The 21,480-nt window shown below is 46.8% G+C and carries 20 protein-coding genes; 2 read left to right on the plus strand and 18 right to left on the minus strand.

Annotated features, from left to right (window positions below; translation table 11 throughout):
* Entirely contained in the window at positions 1-1,116 is a 1,116-nt protein-coding gene (gene yunB / locus AC0YNZ_RS18820) for a sporulation protein YunB (RefSeq protein ID WP_475828066.1), read from the minus strand.
* A gap of 234 nt (positions 1,117-1,350) precedes the next feature.
* On the opposite strand from yunB, the gene AC0YNZ_RS18825 reads away from it, so the two are divergent.
* Complete coding sequence (locus AC0YNZ_RS18825; protein WP_110773435.1) at positions 1,351-1,566, plus strand: hypothetical protein; 216 nt, start codon at positions 1,351-1,353, stop codon at positions 1,564-1,566.
* Positions 1,567-1,964: 398 nt separating this feature from the next.
* Here the strand turns inward: AC0YNZ_RS18825 and AC0YNZ_RS18830 are convergent, their stop codons facing one another.
* The 7 genes from AC0YNZ_RS18830 to AC0YNZ_RS18860 all read right to left on the minus strand — a co-directional run bounded on the left by AC0YNZ_RS18830 (position 1,965) and on the right by AC0YNZ_RS18860 (position 8,461).
* Positions 1,965-2,813, minus strand: coding sequence for a sugar phosphate isomerase/epimerase family protein (locus AC0YNZ_RS18830; RefSeq protein WP_475828067.1), 849 nt, complete (start codon positions 2,811-2,813; stop codon positions 1,965-1,967).
* Between the two features lie 55 nt (positions 2,814-2,868).
* Complete coding sequence (locus AC0YNZ_RS18835; RefSeq protein WP_475828068.1) at positions 2,869-3,672, minus strand: sugar phosphate isomerase/epimerase family protein; 804 nt, start codon at positions 3,670-3,672, stop codon at positions 2,869-2,871.
* Between the two features lie 6 nt (positions 3,673-3,678).
* Positions 3,679-4,533: an AraC family transcriptional regulator gene (locus AC0YNZ_RS18840; RefSeq protein ID WP_475828069.1), complete on the minus strand. Its 855-nt coding sequence runs from the start codon at positions 4,531-4,533 to the stop codon at positions 3,679-3,681.
* A gap of 49 nt (positions 4,534-4,582) precedes the next feature.
* Positions 4,583-5,821: an NAD(P)/FAD-dependent oxidoreductase gene (locus AC0YNZ_RS18845; RefSeq protein WP_475828070.1), complete on the minus strand. Its 1,239-nt coding sequence runs from the start codon at positions 5,819-5,821 to the stop codon at positions 4,583-4,585.
* A gap of 53 nt (positions 5,822-5,874) precedes the next feature.
* A complete protein-coding gene (locus AC0YNZ_RS18850; RefSeq protein WP_475828071.1) occupies positions 5,875-6,195 on the minus strand; it encodes a MocE family 2Fe-2S type ferredoxin in 321 nt (106 codons plus the stop codon).
* Positions 6,196-6,228: 33 nt separating this feature from the next.
* The gene (locus tag AC0YNZ_RS18855; RefSeq protein ID WP_475828072.1) at positions 6,229-7,350 is read right to left on the minus strand and encodes a fatty acid desaturase family protein; all 1,122 of its coding nucleotides are present in this window, start codon (positions 7,348-7,350) and stop codon (positions 6,229-6,231) included.
* Positions 7,351-7,729: 379 nt separating this feature from the next.
* A complete protein-coding gene (locus tag AC0YNZ_RS18860) occupies positions 7,730-8,461 on the minus strand; it encodes a metallophosphoesterase family protein (RefSeq protein WP_475828073.1) in 732 nt (243 codons plus the stop codon).
* A 217-nt stretch (positions 8,462-8,678) separates the two neighbouring features.
* Between AC0YNZ_RS18860 and AC0YNZ_RS18865 the strand changes: the two genes are divergently transcribed.
* The gene (locus AC0YNZ_RS18865) at positions 8,679-9,080 is read left to right on the plus strand and encodes a YhjD family protein (RefSeq protein ID WP_475828074.1); all 402 of its coding nucleotides are present in this window, start codon (positions 8,679-8,681) and stop codon (positions 9,078-9,080) included.
* 72 nt (positions 9,081-9,152) lie between these two features.
* Here AC0YNZ_RS18865 and AC0YNZ_RS18870 read toward each other — a convergent pair whose 3' ends face one another.
* From AC0YNZ_RS18870 to AC0YNZ_RS18915, 10 genes are all read right to left on the minus strand, one after another.
* The gene (locus AC0YNZ_RS18870; protein ID WP_475828075.1) at positions 9,153-10,097 is read right to left on the minus strand and encodes a sugar phosphate isomerase/epimerase family protein; all 945 of its coding nucleotides are present in this window, start codon (positions 10,095-10,097) and stop codon (positions 9,153-9,155) included.
* A gap of 53 nt (positions 10,098-10,150) precedes the next feature.
* Positions 10,151-11,344 carry a sugar phosphate isomerase/epimerase family protein gene (locus AC0YNZ_RS18875; protein ID WP_475828076.1) on the minus strand — a complete coding sequence of 398 codons (1,194 nt, stop codon included), beginning with the start codon at positions 11,342-11,344 and terminating at the stop codon, positions 10,151-10,153.
* Between the two features lie 13 nt (positions 11,345-11,357).
* Complete coding sequence (locus tag AC0YNZ_RS18880; RefSeq protein ID WP_475828077.1) at positions 11,358-12,431, minus strand: autoinducer 2 ABC transporter substrate-binding protein; 1,074 nt, start codon at positions 12,429-12,431, stop codon at positions 11,358-11,360.
* Positions 12,432-12,484: 53 nt separating this feature from the next.
* Complete coding sequence (locus tag AC0YNZ_RS18885) at positions 12,485-13,477, minus strand: ABC transporter permease (protein ID WP_475828078.1); 993 nt, start codon at positions 13,475-13,477, stop codon at positions 12,485-12,487.
* A 13-nt stretch (positions 13,478-13,490) separates the two neighbouring features.
* Positions 13,491-14,474 carry an ABC transporter permease gene (locus AC0YNZ_RS18890; protein WP_475828079.1) on the minus strand — a complete coding sequence of 328 codons (984 nt, stop codon included), beginning with the start codon at positions 14,472-14,474 and terminating at the stop codon, positions 13,491-13,493.
* A 1-nt stretch (position 14,475) separates the two neighbouring features.
* On the minus strand, positions 14,476-15,972 hold the full coding sequence (locus AC0YNZ_RS18895) for a sugar ABC transporter ATP-binding protein (protein WP_475828080.1): 1,497 nt from the start codon (positions 15,970-15,972) through the stop codon (positions 14,476-14,478).
* Between the two features lie 18 nt (positions 15,973-15,990).
* Complete coding sequence (locus AC0YNZ_RS18900) at positions 15,991-16,839, minus strand: sugar phosphate isomerase/epimerase family protein (RefSeq protein ID WP_475828081.1); 849 nt, start codon at positions 16,837-16,839, stop codon at positions 15,991-15,993.
* Between the two features lie 121 nt (positions 16,840-16,960).
* A complete protein-coding gene (locus AC0YNZ_RS18905; protein ID WP_475828082.1) occupies positions 16,961-18,523 on the minus strand; it encodes a response regulator in 1,563 nt (520 codons plus the stop codon).
* On the minus strand, positions 18,520-20,316 hold the full coding sequence (locus tag AC0YNZ_RS18910; RefSeq protein ID WP_475828083.1) for a sensor histidine kinase: 1,797 nt from the start codon (positions 20,314-20,316) through the stop codon (positions 18,520-18,522). Before AC0YNZ_RS18910 ends, AC0YNZ_RS18905 begins: the two co-directional genes overlap by 4 nt.
* Positions 20,306-21,388 carry an autoinducer 2 ABC transporter substrate-binding protein gene (locus tag AC0YNZ_RS18915; protein ID WP_475828084.1) on the minus strand — a complete coding sequence of 361 codons (1,083 nt, stop codon included), beginning with the start codon at positions 21,386-21,388 and terminating at the stop codon, positions 20,306-20,308. Before AC0YNZ_RS18915 ends, AC0YNZ_RS18910 begins: the two co-directional genes overlap by 11 nt.
* Positions 21,389-21,480 lie beyond the last annotated feature (92 nt).

The raw sequence follows: 21,480 nt of genomic DNA on the forward strand, positions 1-21,480 counted from the left end.
CTATTCTGCGGGGGCATCTCCCGCATCGTTTGCAGAACTGTTATAAGCATTCGAATTGCCTGACTCCTCGGTCAATGCTTCGCCCGGGTCAGACGATTCCCCATTAGAGGATTCGGCATTTCCGCTATTTTGAGGACTGGTCGTAACGCCGCCTCCCGAACCTTGGCCGAGCGGCACAGAGATGTTCGGCGCTTCCGCGGCCGATTCGCCAACAGGCTTGCCGGTATTGTCGTAATAGTACATAGGCACGTCGCCGACTACAAGAAGATACGAAATCGGGATATCGGTTTCCACAATTTCCGGTTCGGTATCAAATGGAATGATAATGGTCACCTCCGCGATAATGCGGATATATACCTCCACCAAGATCATATTGATTCCAGCGTCCTTCTGCCGCGTGCTTAGATCGACCTTTACGGCGCCTACCGGCTCGAATTTAACCGGCACACTCGGTCCGTACGAGGAAATGATGGCGCTGTTCAGCGCATGACCAATCGGAATATGCTCGGGTATGTCCTTCATTTCGTTTAGTGTCTTTTGAACCGTATTGATCGTTTGCGAGGTGATGCTCATATGTTCAGCATAATTAAGCATGAAGCCCGATATTTTGCCGTTGCTGTTCATTTTCCAATCAATCAGCTTATCGGATTCCGAGCGGCTGGCGACCTGCTCCGTTATCGCTTTGTTGATCGCCTGCGTTGCAAGCTGCTTGACTCGTATTTTGGCAATGTTCATAAGCGGCGGACGTAAATTCCGTTCAATGTATACGAAGGACTGTATTGAAAAAACCATCATTGCAATTAGAGTAATAATGACGATCGTGCGCCGCCGTATCCGGGGCTTGCCAGGTTTGGCGCCCCAAGCGCCGCCGGAGCCGCCGCTGTGGTTCCGGGCGCTGCCGCCTAACCTTAGCGCCGGACGCCGGAGCCCCCACTTCCCGCTGCTGGAGCTCGAACGGGTTCCCCACTTCTTAGGAGCTGAACGGGATGAAGCTGAGCTGCCGCGGCTGCCCCAGCTGACCGTTCTTGTTTTAGAGAATGGACGGCCTGACCAAAGCTGCATCCGGCTCCCGCCAAACGGCCTGAACCGCCAGCCTCTCCTTCCCCATTTCGCCAATCCGATCCCCTCCCGCATCATCCTGCCCGCTTCCATTATCCATACTTATGCAATACTCGGCCAAAAAAGAAGACGACCTAATTGCGGGCTGCAGGGCTGTAATAGAAGTAATATGCGGTTCAAGACAAAAGGAGTGGATACGACGCCCTGCAGGGGAGACAATGAGGACTTTGCAACGCTATAGGACATGCGATAGACTAAAAGAAATGATTTTCCTGTTGAAGGAGCTTACATATGGCCATAAACCGACGTCTTAATACAGACCGTGATTTTGAAGAGGTTATCGAGCAGCAGCAGCGCATTCGCGTCTTTCAAGACAATCAGCTCATCGATTCCAGCTCGCTTGTCGTGCGCTTTGACGACAGCATCATCGTAACCCAATCGGGAATAAGCGATATTTCTTATCACAACCGGAAGGAATGCGAATTTTTTGTGCTTAGAAAGCGCTGATCCAGTCGCTCTGCTCATTCCCAGTAATAGTTTCTTTGCGATTGGCGAATAATTAACAAGAAGCCAAAGGAAAGGAGCATCAATCATGAGCAATGAAAACAAGCCCAACACCGGCTCGCAGCATACCGCGCCAAAATCAAGCGATCCGAACAAGCAGGGAAGATCGGCAGCACAGAAAAAGTCGAAATAAACTACAATAAAGATACAACCGATCACATTCAAGTAATAGGTAATAACTTAATGTGCCTGAACCATCAGGAATTAAGATCTATCATTCCGTGAGGTGAGGCTGCCTGTAACTGATGGCAGCCTTAACATGCTTCCAGGCACTAAGGGTAATATCCGCTGTCTTCAAACTGCTGCAGAACCGGATCGATAATAGATTACGTATCCGTTCTTTATCGTAATGGTGTGGATTCCGGAAAATAACTGCGAATGACTTGCTCCGTCATTTGTTTGCCGGTCTGAATCGTCCGTTCTATCTCCCACTCCCAATATTCCGGCCGGAACAACTCGATGGACACCATTTCCTTATACCCGATATCCTTAAGCGCAGTTAAAATGAACTCCAAATTAACGGCCCCCTGTCCCGGCCATACGCGGTGGTTGTCACGAAGCGCTCCCGGGGGCAGATCCTCGCAGTCATCAATATGGAAGACGAAAATTTTGTTCGGATCCGCTTTTTGCAAGTCCTCGATTTTAGAATTCATCGCATGAAAGTGGAAGCAGTCAAGCACAATTCCCACATTGTCGCGGTTAACGGTTTGAACGATATCATAAGCCTGACCGAAAGTATTGACGGAACAATTCGGATAACCGACAAACTCAAGCGCCAGATTCACGCCATACGGCTGAGCAAAATCCGCCAGATCATTCAGCACCCGTACTGTCTCCGACCGGATCTGTTCTCTCGTATAATCCCCGATGTCAAACGTAGGAACGACGATAATTTTTTTGCAATTCAGCACGTCTCCGATTGAGCACAAAAACTGAAGATCTTCTTTAATTTGCCGATATCCCTCATCATCCCTGAAGCTTATAAATTCCAAGGCGTTAAACGCAAAAGGTTTAATTCGGCTATTCTCGAAAAATTGTTTCAACTCTTGGACCGAATGATCGATTAAATACTCTTTCAATTTGTCTAAGCGTATTTCAATATAGTCGTACCCGTGTTTTTCACAATAAGTTAAATCCTTTTGAAGTGATGAATATTTCATCGTCGTTGCTTGATTAAATGCTATTTTCATAGAATTCCCTCCATGGAATAGTCAAGACTCTAGATCATCGATAGGACTACTTTGACTATGAAAACTGACTTTTAAACCGTTCACGAAAACGTTGACCCATAGCGTTGCAAATATCCCACAAATCGACTACGGGTTGTTTGGTGAACGGCTGGGTATGCATATATCCGGGTGGACCAAACTCCGGCGTAAATGTCACAAACGGGCGCCCTCCGGAGTAATGACGGGCACAAATCTCATCCCACCATTGTTCGTGACACAGCAATGCGTATTCATATTCTGGCGCACGAAAATCCGGAACCTGCGGTCCTTGCTCATAACCGACCCTGCCGTGGATGTGAATCGAATGCTGAATGGCGAGCGCAACGTTCTCCGCCTGGTCCGGCAGCATCGATTCACAAACGCAGCACCAATGACTAAAGTCCGCTGCAATATGGAGATCCGGCAAATCGTGAAGCAAACGGGCAGTACTCCATGGCGTATATGTAGCCCGGCCGCGATGGGTTTCGTGCGCAATAGGGATTCCTGCCTGTTGTTCAAGCCGAATCGCATGTTCAAAATAGACGAGTTGGTCATCATACGGCATTGAATCCTTTGCGCTGTGAGAATTGATTAATAAAGGTTTGAACGAAGCGGCTCGCTCAACCTGTTCCTCAAGCGATGCTTTATGATCTCCGCTTGTATATACCTGCAGGATGAGTTCTAAATTATATTTTTGCATAAGTTCTCTAAATAGCGGTTCATCCTCTTGCGAAGGCATTCCGCTTTCTACACCGGTATACCCGGCTTCGGCGATTTGCTGCAGTTGCGAATCCCAGTGCCCATGCATTCCCCATACCGCTTTGAAAGTCTTTAATTCCATCCTCATTCACTCCCGATCTGGATAAAATCTGCCGAATGGCCTTTCATTTTCACCACTCCAACTGGTTCGGCGATACTCAGTCGGTGTTTGTCCGGTAATATTCTTTATCATCCTGGATAGATGATACACGCTCTTGAAACCGGTCCTTTCTGCAATTTCAGCGAGTAACAGACCGGTGTTGCACAATAATTCCAAAGCATGATCCACTCTCACCTTCCAAAGATAACGCATGGGAGTAACCCCTTCTGATTGACGAAACAAACGAATCAAATGTTCTGATGATACACTGGACATTCCGGCCAACTGACTCAGGCTTAATGATTTATCATAATTGTTATGGATTTCTTCCTTGGTCTTAGCAAGGTATGGATGCTTGCCGGCTTCCATCCGCTCGTATTGGCTTTCCGTATGATAAAGCATAATGGCGGCCGCAGCCAATGTGCATCTTAAATCCTTCTGGGTGTGCACCGCCGTACTGTGGGTCAACGATTGCAGCACGTCGGTCAAGTGGTTTACGGCATTGGACAAAGGAATATATCTCGGCAGGAGCTCAAACATCCGAATAGCTTCCGGATAGGCATCGTTTAGTTTGACATGAATCCACCGATGCCTGGTTTTCATGTCATCGGCAAAATAAAACTCTTCCCGATGACCGGGATGCAGCAATGCGACATGTCCGGCAGGTACGAAAAAAACTTGATCATCCACATGGATAGAGACATGTCCCGTGTGTACGACCATAAATTGCAGGTGGGGCTGAATACGCGGGCCCCAGCGCCCGCCGGGGGGATAGATCGTCTCTCCCGCAGTTGTATCTTCAATTATAGAAAGGAGATGCCGATTATCTTCCCAAATATCCATGTTCCGCCTCCACAAGGCAAAGTATCGTTATGTCAGAGCAGCATTGCACTCAAACGCTAAGAAGCTGCTTTAATTTAGCGTTTGGATTCGACAACATTTCCGGTTCCGGTCTTGCCTGCCGCTCAATCAGCATTTCCCCAAGGCGAATCTCCTTTGCGATCCCTGCATTTGGTCCAATGCCGCTGACCGAAACTAACCGCCCTTCACCGGAGAGGTGAAAGAAAAGCTTCCCCGCCTCCCCCATATCCCGCAGCACGGTTGTTTTTCCGTAATCAGGAAGTCCGGCTACTTGCAGCGTTTGTTCGTATTGATCGGACCAAAACCAAGGTATGGTCTTATACGGTTCGGAGGCGCCTAACATATTGCGTGCTGCATGCATCCCCTGATCCTGCGCATTGCGCCAGGCTTCAAGCCTGATTCGTTTCCCCCCGTAAAGAGGATGCGGAAATGAGCAGCAGTCTCCTGCCGCGAAAATATGAGGATCGCTTGTTGCAAGCATTTCGTTCACGCTCACACCGTTATCGATCTCAAGTCCGCATTCAGCGGCGAGCGATGTCTCTGGAATCGATCCGATTCCGATTATAATTTCATCGCAGCTGATGATTGATCCGTCTGCAAGAGTGATAATATGTTCGCCGTGAGTATTTTCTATACTCTCGATAGAAACCCCAAGATTGAATACAACGCCTGCGGCGTGATGACGCTTTTCCACAACGGATGCAATTTCCACGGTAACTCCACGCATCAAAATGCGAGGGCCGACTTCGATCAGCGTCACACTGCATCCCCTTTTTATTGCGCTTGCCGCCACTTCAAGTCCGATGAAACCGCCGCCGATTACAACAACGCGTTTGCCCGGTTGAATTCGCTTACAAATTGTGAGTGCATCTGCAAATGTGCGAAGATACAACACGCCCGGAAGTGCCGATCCATTAAGGATTAATTGACGCGGCCGCGCTCCCGTAGCCAGCAGAAGCCGCTCGTAAGGAATCCGACTCTCATCGGAGAGAGCAATCATGCGGGTAGATCTATTAATTTGCACCGCTTTACGGCCGGACAAAAACCGGATATCGTGCAGGGCCATCATATCGTTATCCAAGATAACCGTTGGCGATGGCTCGTCATCCGAAAACAGCAGCTGTTTCGAAAGAGGCGGCCGCTCATATGGCTGCCGCTTTTCTTCGCCGATCATGGTTATCGTCCCTGTCCATCCTTGTTTCCGAAGCTCAACTGCCGCCCGCGCACCTGCTTCTCCAGCGCCAACGATCACCATTCCATTTTCGTTCATCTCTTGTCTCCCCCAGGTTTTTCGCAGCACAATCCGGCTTCGGAAGCTTACGCTTATTCTATATTGATGAATACTTTGCCTGTATCTATTTTTACGCTGTACATTTTTAAATTTACGCACACCGGCGCCCGCTTTGCTTCGCCTGTACGAATATCGAAGCGGCCATTATGCTTAGGGCATTCAATAATATTGCCCATAACCAAGCCGTTAGCCAAATGAAATTTTTCGTGTGTGCAATAACCGTCAGAAGCGAAGTATTCATTATTTTCCGTGCGATAAATTGCAAATGTCCTGTCTTCGTAATCAAAACGAATGACATCCTCAACATCAATATCATCTGCAGCGCATGCTTCGATCCAACCGTTAAGACCCATCGTATACTCCTCCAATATCAGAAAGATTTTGCGTTATAGGTTATAAATTGCCTCAATTCGAGCAGAAGCTGCATTCGTTTCCTCCGCTGCCTTCTGCAAGCCGTGCATATAAGGATTTGCCGTACTCGGCAAAGGACGGTTAATGACGTAAGCGGGATCTTTCCCTTGCTTTAAAAGCGCGGACACGACTTCCTTCAAAGCAGCCCAGAGACTGGGGCTAGCAGGCGGACAGTCATGCTTCATCGCATGATGCAGCTTGGATAACGCGTGATAAGGTACCATAGGAAACATGTGGTGCTCAATATGATAGTTCATGTTCCAATAAAGGAACCGGAATACCGGATTCATATAGACGGTGCGGCTGTTCATCCGATGATCCAGCACATCTTCATGAAGACCTAAATGCTGCGTCATCCCAAAAAGCAGCACGACCACGCTTCCGTAAAAGGAAGGCAGTACGATAAACATCGCGGGCAGTATGCTTTGATAGTAAATGCATGCGGCTATGACCGATAAGATGATCAGCAGGTACACACGAGCTTCCCAAAAGGTTTTACGGTACTCTGATGCAGGAATATATTGTTCTTCCTCTTTGTCCAGTTTGCCAAAGAAATGCATTAGAAATCTTCTCAGTTCTTTCGGACCGCCGTACAGATGAACCATTTCCATAAATATGATTTTCCAAACAGGCGGTCTTTCCGCAACAATTTCAGGATCGCGGCCAACGATGATCGTATCGGTATGATGACGGGTATGGCTCCATCTCCAAGGCGTTGCCGACCTTAAGACCATAAAGGAGGCAATTTGATAAATGACCTCGTTCATCCAAGAAGTTTCGAAAGCGGTTCCATGACCGCACTCATGCCATCTCGAATCCGCAGGCGTCGCATAAAGAATACCATACAGCAGGAATGCGGCAATCGCCCACCATGTCCCTGAGGAGTAATAAGCGATCATGCCTGAAGCAATAAGTGATCCGAACCAGATGAACGTATCCCGAATGGCCGGACCGTCCTTTCGCTTCATTAATTCTTTAAGCTGCTTTCGAGGGATCGGACATGTATACCATTCCGCTGCAGCCAGCCCTTTTTCCTGAGCCCGTTCGTTCTCAGGACCAGTAAGGCTGTAGTTTCTTTTTTTGCTTATTGAAGACACTAAGGACCTCTCCCCTCTCCCTTTCAGGTACTGGATGCGCGTAAATCGCCCGCGGTTACGATACGCATACTTTTGGATCAGTAATTACATCTTCAATATATACATTTGCATACACCATAACAATGCCCCTGGTTGACCATGTTTTGTCTATAATTGATCTGCCTGTAATAAGAGCCAGGTAAATACGTACAAAGTCATCCTTGGGAGATCGCTTCACAACTCTAAAATTGATATGCAGCAAGAGAAAGGCTCACTTTTGCACGTTCTAATAGAACCATAGACGAACAAGCAAAAAAAGCGCTGTTGATCAACTAATGTCGGTCAGCAGCACTTTTTGATTTGTATACTCCGGACATCCGGGAAATGATTCTATCACAAACTAATCCTGAAGCCCTCTGTATCTGGCCGTCCTTAATTCCTTTATATACGGCTCTAATAAAGGCATGCCTGATTGAGCGGCTTGCTTAATCGATAATTCAATATCATAGGGTACGCGCACAAATTGAATGTTTAGCGGAGCAGAGCTCTCATCAGCTGATTGCCCTTCTAAAATGACATAGGATGCCTGTGTAATGTCGAGCGGATTTCCTACACTGCCGACATTAAACAACGGCTTGCCCGATAGATGCTGAAGGTAAGCATTATGAATATCTCCGTAGCCCACGACGTCTGCCCGTCTTTGCCGCTCGCAAAGCTCAGAATAATCAAATAGCGACAGTCGTTGATCTAAATCATCCCAAGGCTGAATTCGTTCATACAAGCTGCGGGGGGATGCATGAAACAATCTTATAAATCTTCCGCTCATAACAAATTCGATCGAAAACGGGAGCGACTCCAAATAACGCATACGCTTCTCGCCCAGAACGGCTTGATGCCACTGAATCGCTTCAATATCGCTTTGCTTTGTCATAAAATCTTCCCAGTTCCCCATAATCACTTGCTCGCAATGTTTATTTACAAGATCTACGCAAATATCCGAGCTTGGGCCTTTTCCGATGAGATCCCCGAGACAAAAGATTTTTGCGACCTCCCGTTGATGGATGTCTTCCAGCACGGCTTCCAGAGCGGGCAAATTACCGTGTATATCAGAAAGAATAGCAATTTTGTGCATAAACCTACCTCCATAACACTTTTCGAAATTCGTATGCAATCTCCGTCATGCCGTTTGAATCGTTATAATATTCTACTGTAAGGTTTGGCAGCTGACAAAACAAGGAAACATTTGGTATTTCGACGCCTTAATTTACAGATTAATTGATAGATTAAAGCCGCCTCTGATTGACACGGGAACAAATGTTCGCATATAATAGACGTGAGGTGAGTTGCGTATGGCTATGAAAATGTCGGAAATATACGATTTGACCGCTCGGCCATCACACGAAGAGATGCGGATGGTGTACGATTCCATTATTCTTCCCATCGTACTCGCAGTTGTTAGACATAATCAGCAAGAATTACATAAGAAAGCCCGGTCATTGCGCAGTCTTTTCGTCAGAACAGCAGACATTATTATCGCAAGGATTGAAGCAGATCTGGCATTGTCCAGACGATTTATTCTTAGTCGAAATATCGCAATAAATGAAGAAAAGAACAACAGCACCAGTGTTAATTATCTTGTTACTTATCGCAGCTATGAGGAGTCACTTGCCTTCTCCCGCGATTACTTGCTTCTTGAAATTAATGAGCGGATAGCTGCATACATGGATGAAATTTTTAGAAAAGAATACTAACACAAAAAAAGCCCGAATTGATCAAGGACAGCTTGATCAGTTGGGCTCTCAAAGCAAAGATGAATGTCTAATTTAGCCGAGCAGAAAGGACTCGCGTTCGCGGAAATAAGAAGCCGTCTGCATGACCAAATGGTCCAGTTTCGCGCTATCCGGCTTACCAAACATCGCCGGATAAGGATCCCCGCCGGGCCCGAGAGGTTCAGGGGTAACATAACGTCCATCCCTGTTGAAGCCGAGCAAATAGAGCGCCATGATGACAGTGTCCAAATCTAAAGATCCTTCCCCTAAAGCGCAGCGGTTGCTGTCCGCCAAATGCAGGTTGAGCAGTTGTTCGCCGGAACTCAATAACGCTTCCCCGATATGGGACTCTTCTGATTGCATATGATACAAGTCCGCGTTAATATGCTGGATGCCGGGATGATCGACAGCGCGAATATATGCCTGCGCATCCAAAATCGTATGGACGTAACTAGTCTCAGCTGACCGGATAGGCTCGACTGCCGCTTTGACACCGTGCTTCAGGAACAGATCCGCGACAGATCGCAGCATTTCGGCACTCCGTTCCAGCTCCATTTCATCGTATTTATTGGGTCTTCCCACGGCACCCGGGACAACCAGCAAATAAGAGCCGCCCACCGAAGCAGTGAACTCGATCTCACGTTTCAAATAGTCAATGGCTGCTTGACGGTGAACGGCACGGTTGCTGGACAGATCGTTATCCTTCGAGAACATTCCGCATACGCCGGCTACCGCAATGCCGCAGGATCCGAGAATCTCCAATGTTTCCCCTGCGCGGTAGCCAAGGTCCGGTCCGTAATGATTTCCGTGCAGCTCAATGAATTCGATTCCTGCGTTCTGCAGCCGCTTGGCCGAGTCTGCAAGCGGCTCCATGCCGAAACCCCAATTGCTCCAAGATAAATTCAGCCTTTTCGTTAAACGCTCCGGGTAATTCTCCTTCAAATTGAGAAAAGCCGATCGGATTTTATCATTTTTCAGCTCGTATCGTTGTTTAGACATTAGAATTCGCTCCTAGCATTATTTCATCCGTGACTCTCCTGCGTCGCTTTTAGTTACTTCTTCAGGCATTGAATAGCTTCGCTTAATTTCATCCCGTCCATGGGAATGAATTGCCGCCAGTAATCAATTGAATCCTGCATTTTTTTCAAAATATCAATGTTCATCTCGCTGGTGCCGGAAAAAATTTCAAGGGTCAGATAGATTTCCTCGCATTTAGGAGGCAATCCCTTGTCATCAGAAGCTTGGTATGACTTTTCCAATGCCATCAACAATGCTTCTCCTAAAATGATCCCTTTTCGGTTGTATTCCTCCGTAAAAGGCAGATGAGCGGAGGAACTGCCCGTAGTTTGCTGTAAATGGATGATTGGAGAGTAGCATCCCAGTTCTTCGAGCCAACGATACGTGTCGTCATCCGATTGCTTAGCGAACATTTGCGGATAAGATTCCATTTCCACCATGATCTGCTCCACATAATCCGCTTGTTTTTCGAGGGGCTCTTGAATCATATGATCAAAAAGTACATATGCAGATAAAGGGCCGAGCCAAAACGAAGGCTGATAACCGTCTTCACGAAATTTTTTGGCCATTTCTTCGATTTTTTGTTTATCGGGACGAAAGAACTTAGATTGGCCGCTCTGATGACCCGTATCCAGCGTAAGATAAAAGGGTGATTGCGATAAACGGAAAACTTCCTTAAGCAGCCGTTTCGAGCCCTCGATTGTCCATGGAATTTGATGCGGCGTATACATTTGCTCGACACCAGGAGTGCGAACGCCGAGATCACGGCAATATTGGGCGATATCGGCAAGCCTGGCGTAAAGATCCTCCTCCGTTTCCTTGTAAGCTTCCGTTTTTTGCAGGACGGAATCAGAGAAAGCGTGGCAATAAAAACCGAGTCCCGCTCCCAATTTTGCAGCAATATCCGCCATGGGCTTAATCCATTGCTGTTGGATCCGGTCCCGAACAGCAATATCATGATGCGCCAGTCCCAAAGTCGTATACGTTCCATGGCCGGAATAAAGATTGACGACCCGGACGCCTGATTTTTGACTTTCATCATTCACTTCTTGGATCCAGCGCTCCATATATTCCTTATCCATATAAAGAGGATCACATTCATTGTCCGCGCTGGCTTCCACGCAGGCTATACCCATCCTCCCGAGCAATTCCATCCATTCTGCCGGTTTCGTCCATCTCTTGGAGGCGAAGCAATTATCTACAGCTAAATAAATCTTTGGGTCTGTCATCGGTTTTACCCCGCTAAAATTTAAATTGATCTGCATTCTCCTTCGTAAATTCAGTTGGAGGTCCCAATATAACGGTTTTGTTATCAGACTTCACTTGAATTTTTCCTACATTCGGAACATCTTGGCCGTCTGCAGGCATTTTTCCTTCCGCTAAATCTTTCGCCATAGCAACTGTCAAATAGCCGAGTGCACCCGGATCCCAGAGAAGCGCGGAAGATAACGAACCGTCCATCAAGTACGGCTTAGAATCAGTCGGCAGCGCAGTACCAACTACCGCTACTTTTCCCTCAAGTCCTTTTTCCTTAACGGCTTGAGCAGCGCCTAGCGGTGCGACTGTCGAGAAAGCCATAACACCTTTCAGGTTCGGATACGCTTTAAGAAGATCCAGCGTTTTTTGATAGGCTATTTGCTGCTTCTCGTCCGAAGCGACTTTATCGGTGACCAGCTTCAGGCCAGGGTATTTTTCGTCTGCCTGTTTTTGAGCCCAATCGATCCAAGTATTCAAGTTGGCAGCAGACAATCCGCCCGTTACAATTGCATATTCGCCTGTATCCGAACCCATTTTCTCGACAAGTTTGTCAGTGATCGTCCGTCCGAAAACTTCATTGTCAATCTGTTGAACGGAAAGCTCGACAACGGATGGATCCGCTGGTGTATCCCAGTCCATAATTTTAATACCTTGCTCTTTTGCTTTTTTCAATACAGGAGTCAAAGAAGCAGGATCATTAGGCGCCACTGCGATCACATCGACTTTACGGCTGATCAAATCTTCAATGACTTTTACTTGCTGTGCAGCATCCGCTTGAGTAGGTCCTGTGTAAATAACCTCGACTCCAAGGTCAGTACCCGCTTTTAAAGCTCCGGTTTCCGAAGCATTGAAATAAGGAATGCCGATTAATTTAGGGACGACGGCAATTTTCAGCTTTTTACCGGCTGCTCCTTGATTATCCGCAGAAGCAGTAGAAGCTGCTCCTTCAGAGTTCGGGCCCACTCCTGAGGAATTGTTGGCATTTTTTGCTGAACAAGCCGACAGAACCAATACAAATACCAGCAGTACACTTACAAGCACGCCTGAAAACTTTTTCATTTAACTACCCCTATTCTCTTTGAATTTTTGGAAAATCTATGAGATACCTGTTCCTAGAAACAGATATTTTCACTTGAGGAACTTTTAATCGATTGTTTGATCGATTTATTGTGGCTCATCCTCGCCGACACATAATTAAGCGACAGAACAGCGATAAGGATCACACCCATCAAAATGTCGACTACCGTTTTCGGTATTCCCAGAAGATTCAAACCGTTCGATAAAACCTGAAATATCGTCACCGCATATACCGTGCCTATTACTTTCCCGTAACCACCGGATATTTCCGTTCCTCCCAGAACAGCTGCGGATACCGTTAATAACAGGTAGGAGGATCCTAAATCGACTTTAGCCGAGTTATATCTGGAGATCATAATGATTGCGGCTATCACAGCCATGAAGGCAGAGAATAAATAGACGAACATCAAAACTTTTTTCACGTTGAGTCCGGAGAATTGAGCGGCGACCGGATTGATTCCGACCTTGTAAACACTTCGGCCCCAAACCGTTCGATTAAGCAGAACAGTGGTAATCGCCGCTAATCCAAGGAAGATAATGACCGGTAATGGAATTGGACCAATGGACATATTGCCGATATTCCCGAAAGAGTCCGGAAACCCGGAAATCGCATTTCCTTTGCTAATCGTAAGATTAATACCCTCGAACAGCACCATGCTGCCGAGTGTTACCAGAATCGGGGAAACGCCGATGACCGCTATAAAAAATCCGTTAAGCAGCCCGCATATCAAACCGACTGCTATACCGATAAAAATCGCAACGGCAACCGGGAAGTGATCCGTCAAACACATAGCGGTAATAACCCCCGATAAAGATGAGGTAAAGGTTATCGATAAGTCGATCCCCCCCGTAACGATAACCACCATCATTCCAAGAGCCAAAATGCCCAGCTCCGGCAGTTGAAACATCATGTTGCTCAAGTTGTACGAGTCCAAAAAACCGGGAGCTATGATTGACATAAGAATGAATAGTGCGACTAAAATAAACCCAAGCATCGTTTCTTTCGAGATCTTCAAGATCTTCGACATCCTGTTATTCCTCCTATGCCTGAACTTCTACTTTCAATTGCTTTGATTCAGCCCGTTTATGCTGCAGATAATCGTAGGATACGGCGCTGAGGATAACCAAGCCGACGATCACTTTTTGCCAATACGTATCGATATGGCTGAGAATCAACCCATTCTGCATGACACCGAGCAGCAATACGCCTAAGAGCGTGCCCCAAACCGAGCCATTGCCGCCCAGTATATTCGCTCCCCCGATAACAACAGCGGATATAACCGTCAGCTCAAAACCAAGCATCCCGTTTGGATCAACCGATTTTGTATACATCATTTGAGTCATTGCAGCGATGCCGGCCAGAAAACCCATGTATCCGTAAACAAACAATTGTGTGCGCTCTAAATGGATGCCCGCTCTAACCGCCGATACCGGATTTCCTCCAATGGCAAACACCGAGCGTCCAATCATCATATATTTCATTACGTACCAAGTGATTAGAGTTACAAGGGCAATGATATAAACGAGAATAGAAATTCCTGCCAGTTTAATATCGGAAAAGCGAATGAAAACTTGCGGAAAATTGCTGCTGTTCAAGAAAACGCCGTTCGTGAAATAGAGAATGCTGCCGTTAATAATGCTCATCGTACCCAGCGTTGTAACGATAGGGGGAATCTTCAGCCTGGAGATAAGCGTTCCGTTTAGCAGACCGATGATTAATCCGCTTGCAACTGCGATGATAAGCGCAAGCAGGATCGATATCGGCGAATCCGGCAGCAGCTTCATCGAATGTCCGGTAATAACCATGGCCGCGCTTGTAATAGCAGCTACAGATACATCGATTCCCCCGGTAATAATGACCAATGTCATACCCATCGCCAAGATAGCCAGAACACTGTTGGCTTTTAAAATATCCTGTATATTATCCAGCGTTAAAAAGATCGGATTGTTTACACTTAGCACAGTGCAAAGAAAAACGAGTACGGCTAAAATCCCCATTTCTTTCGACTTGAAAAACGATTTCAATTTAACCAGCTCCTAAAACGGCAAAATTCATAATTTTCTCTTGCGTAGCTTCGGCTGCGGCAATTTCACCGGAAATTCTGCCTTGTTTCATGACTAATATCCGATCACTTACGGCCAATACTTCCGGTAGTTCAGAGGAAATGACGATAATTCCAATTCCTTTGTTCGTAAGCCTGCGCAGCAATTTATGAATTTCTGTTTTTGCGCCGATATCAATTCCGTTCGTCGGCTCGTCAATGATTAATATCTTAGGTTCGGTCGATAACCATTTGGCGATGACGATCTTTTGCTGATTGCCTCCTGAAAGTTGGCCGGCATTCATCTCAGCAAGCGGAGGTCTTATATCCAGTATTTGTATATACTCGGAAGCCAGCTGTTTCTCCCTCGCCCGTTCGATAAACCCGAACTTGTTAAGCATTTGGCCAAACACCGTAACGGAAATGTTATCAATGATAGATTGCCTCAGAAACAGGCCCTGCGTCTGGCGGCTCTCGGGTATATAAGCCATCTTGTGTTTAACTGCATCTCCCGAGGACTTCATGTCCACCTTCTTGCCGGAGATATAAATATTGCCGGAATCCGGTTTGTTTAAAGCGAATAACGCTTGCGCCAATTCCGTGCGCCCTGCGCCGACCAATCCCGTAATTCCAATTATTTCGCCTGCGTGAAGGGAGAAAGAAATGTCTTTGAAGTTCCCTCTTTTAGAGAGCGCCTCCACTCGAAGGACTTCTTCCCCGCCTTTGTTCTCTTCCCTGTTGATGACCTCAACCTTTCTCCCTACCATTAAGGAGATCAACTTATCTTCATTCATATCGTCTTTATCATAGCTGCCGACAAACTTCCCATCTCGGAGAACCGTGAATCTGTCGGCCACGGTAAACAATTCCTTCAGTTTATGACTGATATAGATGATCGAGATCCCCCGCTTGCGTAAATCCTCGATAATGTTATATAAATGCTCGACTTCTCCAGAAGACAAGGAAGATGTCGGTTCATCCATTACAATTAATTTAGAATCAAATGCTAAAGACCGTGCGATTGCAACCAACTGCTGTTTCGCAATGCTTAATTTTCCCAGGGGGAGAGATACATCCATATTCAAACCAAGCTCAGCCAATGTCTTTTCTGCAAGCAGCTTCATCTGTTTCCATTGCACCCGGCAGCAGCCTTTGCCGGCGTTTTCACGACCGATGCAAATATTTTCTGCCACAGAAAGGTTAGGAAAGAGACTCAAATCTTGATAGATGATAGAGATTCCTTTTAGCGTGGCATCGATAGGTTTGGAGAAATGCACCTTCTCACCGGCGAATTCGATTTCTGCACCCTCATCCGCGCTTTCAACGCCAACCAAAATTTTCATTAAGGTTGATTTCCCCGCCCCGTTCTCACCGATCAGGGCATGCACTTCTCCCGGCTTTATCGCGATCTGTACACCGTCCAGCGCTTTTACCCCAGGGTACGTCTTGCTAACTTTACTCATCTGCAACAAGAACTCCATTTGACTGATACCTCCTGCTTATACCAAACCGTATTTCTCCTGCATAGTGCGGATAAACGTTTTACCTTCTGTAATAAGCACATCTCCGTTTGGTGCTAATTGGCGCCATACCCAGGTGCTCATGTTGTCGGTGATGTCAACGAATGATTCCAAAGCCGCATAACCCTCATAATTAATTTCCCCGAGCGTCCGGAACAAATCATCCCAATTGACAAGTCCCGTCCCGGGGATGCCGCGGTCATTTTCGCACAAATGAATATGCATCAGCTTCGGGCCTGCCAGCTTCACCGCATCAGAGAACCGTTTCTCTTCGATATTCATGTGGTACGTGTCAAGATGCACCCCGACATTATCCATCCCGATCATATCGATTAACTTCATCGCCTGTTCTGATGTGTTGATCAAGTAAGTTTCATAACGGTTAACCGGTTCTAGTGCGATAGGCACTCCCAATGCTTCAGCATATTTCGCCACTTCCCGCAGTCCGTCGGCTGCCATCTGCCATTCCTTCTCGGAGGGCCGTTTTGTTGCCGTCTTCACATGCTGCGAATAGATGACTCCGCTTAACTGCTTAGCCCCTATTCCGCTGGACACTTCCACACATTGTTTCAAATAGGAGACCGCTCTTTGCCGTTCTTCGGCATCATCGCTGGTAAGGTCCATTCCTTCAAGCAGTACGGTGGACGTGCAGCACTCTAATCCGATATCCTGAAGCCGCCCGCGAACCGCGTTCACGTCGAATGTATCTAAACTCATAAGCGGCAGCTCGATAAAATCCAAACCTAAATCTTTGACGCGATTAATCAAATGCAGCGTATCGTTGCTCCATTGCGAGCACCATGCATATGCGTGAATTCCAAGTTTCAAGAAAATCCCTCCATGTCTTTGTGTTGTTCTCATTGTATCTGTGATGAAAGCGTTAACACAGTAGACATCTTTCGGAAGGGGTAGACAAATTTCGGTTCTTTCAATAAAAAAAACCGCTGCATTATTCTGCAGACGGTTTTGCGATATCTTTAAAGGATGAGGGAAGTACGCCGAAATGCCTTTTGAACTGGCGGCTAAAATATTTCACATCATTGTACCCGACCTTGTCGGAGATATAAGGCAATTTGCCATCGGTTTCGGTAAGCAGCCTTGCCGCTTCCTCCATTCTTAACCGTTTCACATAACCCAGCACGGTTTCTCCGGTATGTGTTTTAAATATCTCGCAAAAATAGGTGGGATTCATAGGAATCTGCTCGGCAATCGATTGAATCGTGAGCGGCTCCCCCAAGTGTTGTTTGATCCAAGCCTTCGATCGGTTGACAGGCGTCCGATCTGTTTTCGACCGTTTTTCGCGCATAGAGGCCGATACGAGCAGCAGTAAATTGTTCAATTGTTTGCGAAGCTGATGGAAGCTGGCCATATGCTGATCCATTTGGGCCAAGTTTGATAATATCTGCGTTTGTGCTTCTTCATGCCCGGTCTCCAGGCATGCACCGTGAATATGAATAATCAGATACTCAATGGCATGCCGAATGCTTGCTGGTTGGCTAAGTGATTCCATTTCCTTAAAATAATCATCCAGCAGCGACTTTGTTTCTCCATCCGCTTCTTTCCCGATCTCCAAACGAAGACGCTGTACAATCCGGCGAAGTTTGATAGGCAAAGCGTTTTCGGATATATCCTGCATGCGGTCGGCCGCAATTACCCGGTTGCCCCCATATACGAGCCGTAAATACAACAGTGATGCTGCATCGTCCCTCATACCCGGCAAGCTGTACATATCGTTAAATTCGGCGCTGACGGATACGGTCACCGAAAGACCCATGCATCGCAAAACAGCCAAACGAAGCGATTCCGCCACTTGTTCCACATCCTCGGCATCCCCCAGAAGGATCCAGCACATTCTTTTCCCGCCCTGCCAAACCCATCCGCGTCCAGCTTGTCCTTGCATCGCTTCATTTATCGTTTCTTCCAATATATTCTCGACGGCATACATGGATAACTCCCAGTCTCTCCGCGTATATGTCCTCGTCTTTATCGGAGGTTCATCCAAGGAAACGCATAGAAGACGGTACGAATTTTCCAGGAAGGTACTTCGCCAGTTTCCGGATATACTCATCGAATCACCTTCGTATAACCATTGTTGAAGCGCTTTGCGCTCATCTTGAAGCTTCCGGCGCAGAATCTTATGCTGTATTTCCTTCAACTGTATTCGAAATAACGAGCGGTTGACCGGTTTGAGAACATAATCGATAGCCCCTTCTCTTAACGCGGTCCGCACATATTCGAAATCATCATATCCGCTGATCACCAAGGGAAGTATGGGTTGATACTGCCGGACTTCCCGGATTAAGGCTAATCCGTCCATTATTGGCATTTTGACATCCGTAACGAGCAGATCAACCCGTATTCCGGGATTCTTCATATAATTCAGCGCCTCGGATCCGTTGGCAAACATACCGAGCACTTTCCACTCTTCCCCGCATTCTTCGATAAGGCGAGCCATTCCCCTGCGAATCATAGGCTCGTCATCGGCAACAACCACATGAATCTGCTGTATCATTTTAAATCCTCCATAGGCAGTACCGGAATTTCCAGCACAGTCATTGTTCCTTTTTCCTTCTCGCTATTAATGCTCATACCGTAGGATTCACCGTACTCCATCACAATGCGGGAATGAACATTCAACAATCCGACGCCTGAGTCCCTTTGCATATATTGAGTGTCCGAGAGCATGAGACGGACCTGCTGCAAACGGCCGGCATCCATTCCGATACCATTGTCGCGTATACTAAATCGGATAGATACCGCTTTCCCATTCTCGTCGCGCACCTCGTCAATTGCGAGCTCAATATATACCTTTTGCCGGTGTTCCAACCCGTATTTAATGCTGTTTTCTACGATCGGCTGCAAAATAAATTTCAGCGTCCCGAAATTCTCGGCTGCAATGGAACAGTGTATGACATACTCAAGCGCGTCTTCGAACCGGTATTTCTGGATTTGCAAGAAATCCTCGACATGCTGTAATTCTTCGGAAATCGGTACCGTTCTTCGTTTGTTGCTGAGCGAAAACCTCATCATTCTGCCGAGCAGCGATACCATCTCCACCGCAGTTTCCCGCTCCCCTTGTTCCACCGCCATCGATATCGTTTCGAGCGTATTGTACATAAAATGCGGATTGATCTGAAACTGGAGCGCATACAGCTGGGCTTCTTTTTGCTTAATTTCGATCTGGTAGTTTTCCTGGATGAGCGCGCGTATTTCCTTCACCATGGCATTAAACCGGTGCGCTAACATGCCGATCTCATCATCCCGGCTGCGGATCTGCATGTCGACCTGAAAGTTTCCCATCTGCACATTGACCATTAGCCGCCGCAGCTGGATGAGCGGTCGTGTGAAATTCCAGGCGAGCAGTACAGAGATCACTCCCGTGACTGCAACGAACAGGATAAACGCGGGAATCATCAGACTGCGAAGCCGGTCGGTTTGAGCCGTCAGCTTCTCCATTGGAATATGATAAGCCAGCGTCCAACTCGTGGATGCCGAACGGCTGATGCTGAACAGCTCACTTTTTGACGACGTCATTTTTTTGAAACTTCCATCCGTTATCGGAAACAGACGCGCGTCGTCGTATATCCCCCCGATCCTCTCGGATTCGGTATGGTATATAATTTTTCCGTTCATGTCCATAATCCATAAAGCTGCCGAATCTTCGTTTGCAAGCTCGGACAAAACGCTCTCGATAAACTTCATCGTAACGGCAATATACATCGTACCTAACGTTTTCCGGTTATCGAAATCCTTGATTGGCTTGACGATCAACAAATAGGGAACTGCTCCATCAAACCGTAAACCTGCATCGAACGGCAGAATGATATTTACTTTTCCGCGAAAATTCAGTTCTTGTCCAACCGGGAACGAGCCGGGATCGAAAGAGCTGTAGCCGAGATTGGCTTTCTGAAAAATCCGGTCATTGCTGGAAATAAAAACACCGAGAACATCGCTGTAATTGCCGCTTAAGTAGGTGCGGGATAAGTAGCCTTCCACCGTAAATTTATCCTGTAGATTACGGGACTGGGATTGAGGCGATGTTTTTCCCAAAATAGAGACAACCTCATTCGAGTTGTAAATAAGCTCGCTCAGGTTTTGCAGTTCGTCCAATTTACGGTCAATATTATCGTTAGCCTGGCTTAATATGCGAGGAATGTATTTTCCAACCTGGTCTTCGATCGAGCGGTTATACTGCCAATACGAAACATATCCGATCAGAGCCATTGGGATAACAGTAAGGAGCAAATAGGTAATAATCAGCTTGGAAGTGAACCTGTAGTTTTTGAATATATTTCTAAAAATCATAATCGTCTACATTGTCTTTCGTAAAATCTATCGGTTCACCCATGATGACAACATCCCCTTTTATGCGTATGTTCCCTACATTCGGAATTTTTTGACCGTCATAAGCCATATTTCCGTCCAATAGCTGCTTCACCATATACACGGTCAAATATCCGAGCTTTTGGGGGCTCCAAAGGCTTATAACCTGCGAGACATCCTCCTTCAAATAATTGCGCATCAGATTCGGAGACGCTACTCCAATGACCTTGATTTCACCTTTTTCCCCCCGTTCCAGCACGGCCTTAGCCGCAGCAGGCGGGCTCGTAGACCCAACCCCGATGATTCCTTTGATGTCGGGATGCCGGTCCAGCAAATCCAGCGTAAGCTTATAACCTTCCTCCACATCCTCGTTGTTGGATACGATCTCGACCAGCTTCATTTTCGGATAATACTCATCCAGCTGTTTCCTGATCCACTTGCTCCATTCGTTCAAATTCATGGCCGTTGTCGAACCCGTTAAAATGGCGAATGAGCCGCGTTCATTTAAAAGCGTCGCCAAGAGATCCATTTGATGGCGTCCAAACACTTCATAATCCACTTGATTGACAAAAAAAGCTCTAGCATCTGGCAATGTATCCGAATCCCAGGTAACGACTTTAATTCCCTGCTTCTGTGCTTTCTGCAGAATCGGTATTAACTCCTTCGGATCATTGGCCGCGATGGCAATCGCATCTACATCTTCTCTGATCAGTTGTTCCACGATTTCGATTTGGTGCTCCGCGTCCGCTACCAGCGGACCGGACGTGATTAGCTCGATGCCCAGATCTTTCGCAGCCTCTCTAGCCCCATCCTCCGCAACTTCAAAATAAGGAATTCCGGCGATTTTGGAGACAAAAGCTACTTTATATTTTTCCGGTCTAACCGGTTCCCCCGGCTGAGCAGTATGCTTCGCCTGCGATTCATTGTTATAGATCACTTTAAACTCAGGGGCAGAACCACTCTTTCCGCAACCGTTTCCAAATACAAGGGTCAAGAGCATTCCCAATATGCAATAAAACAATCTGTTTGAGCTAGCCTGGAACTTCATCTTCATGATCTTCCCCCTTCCTTTACGGCTGCATTTTTTGCCCTTGAAAGAGGCGCATGCAGATGCATGCGCCTCTCACAGCTTCCGGACGTGCAGAC

This window comes from Paenibacillus sp. J2L1-98 (assembly GCF_056269405.1).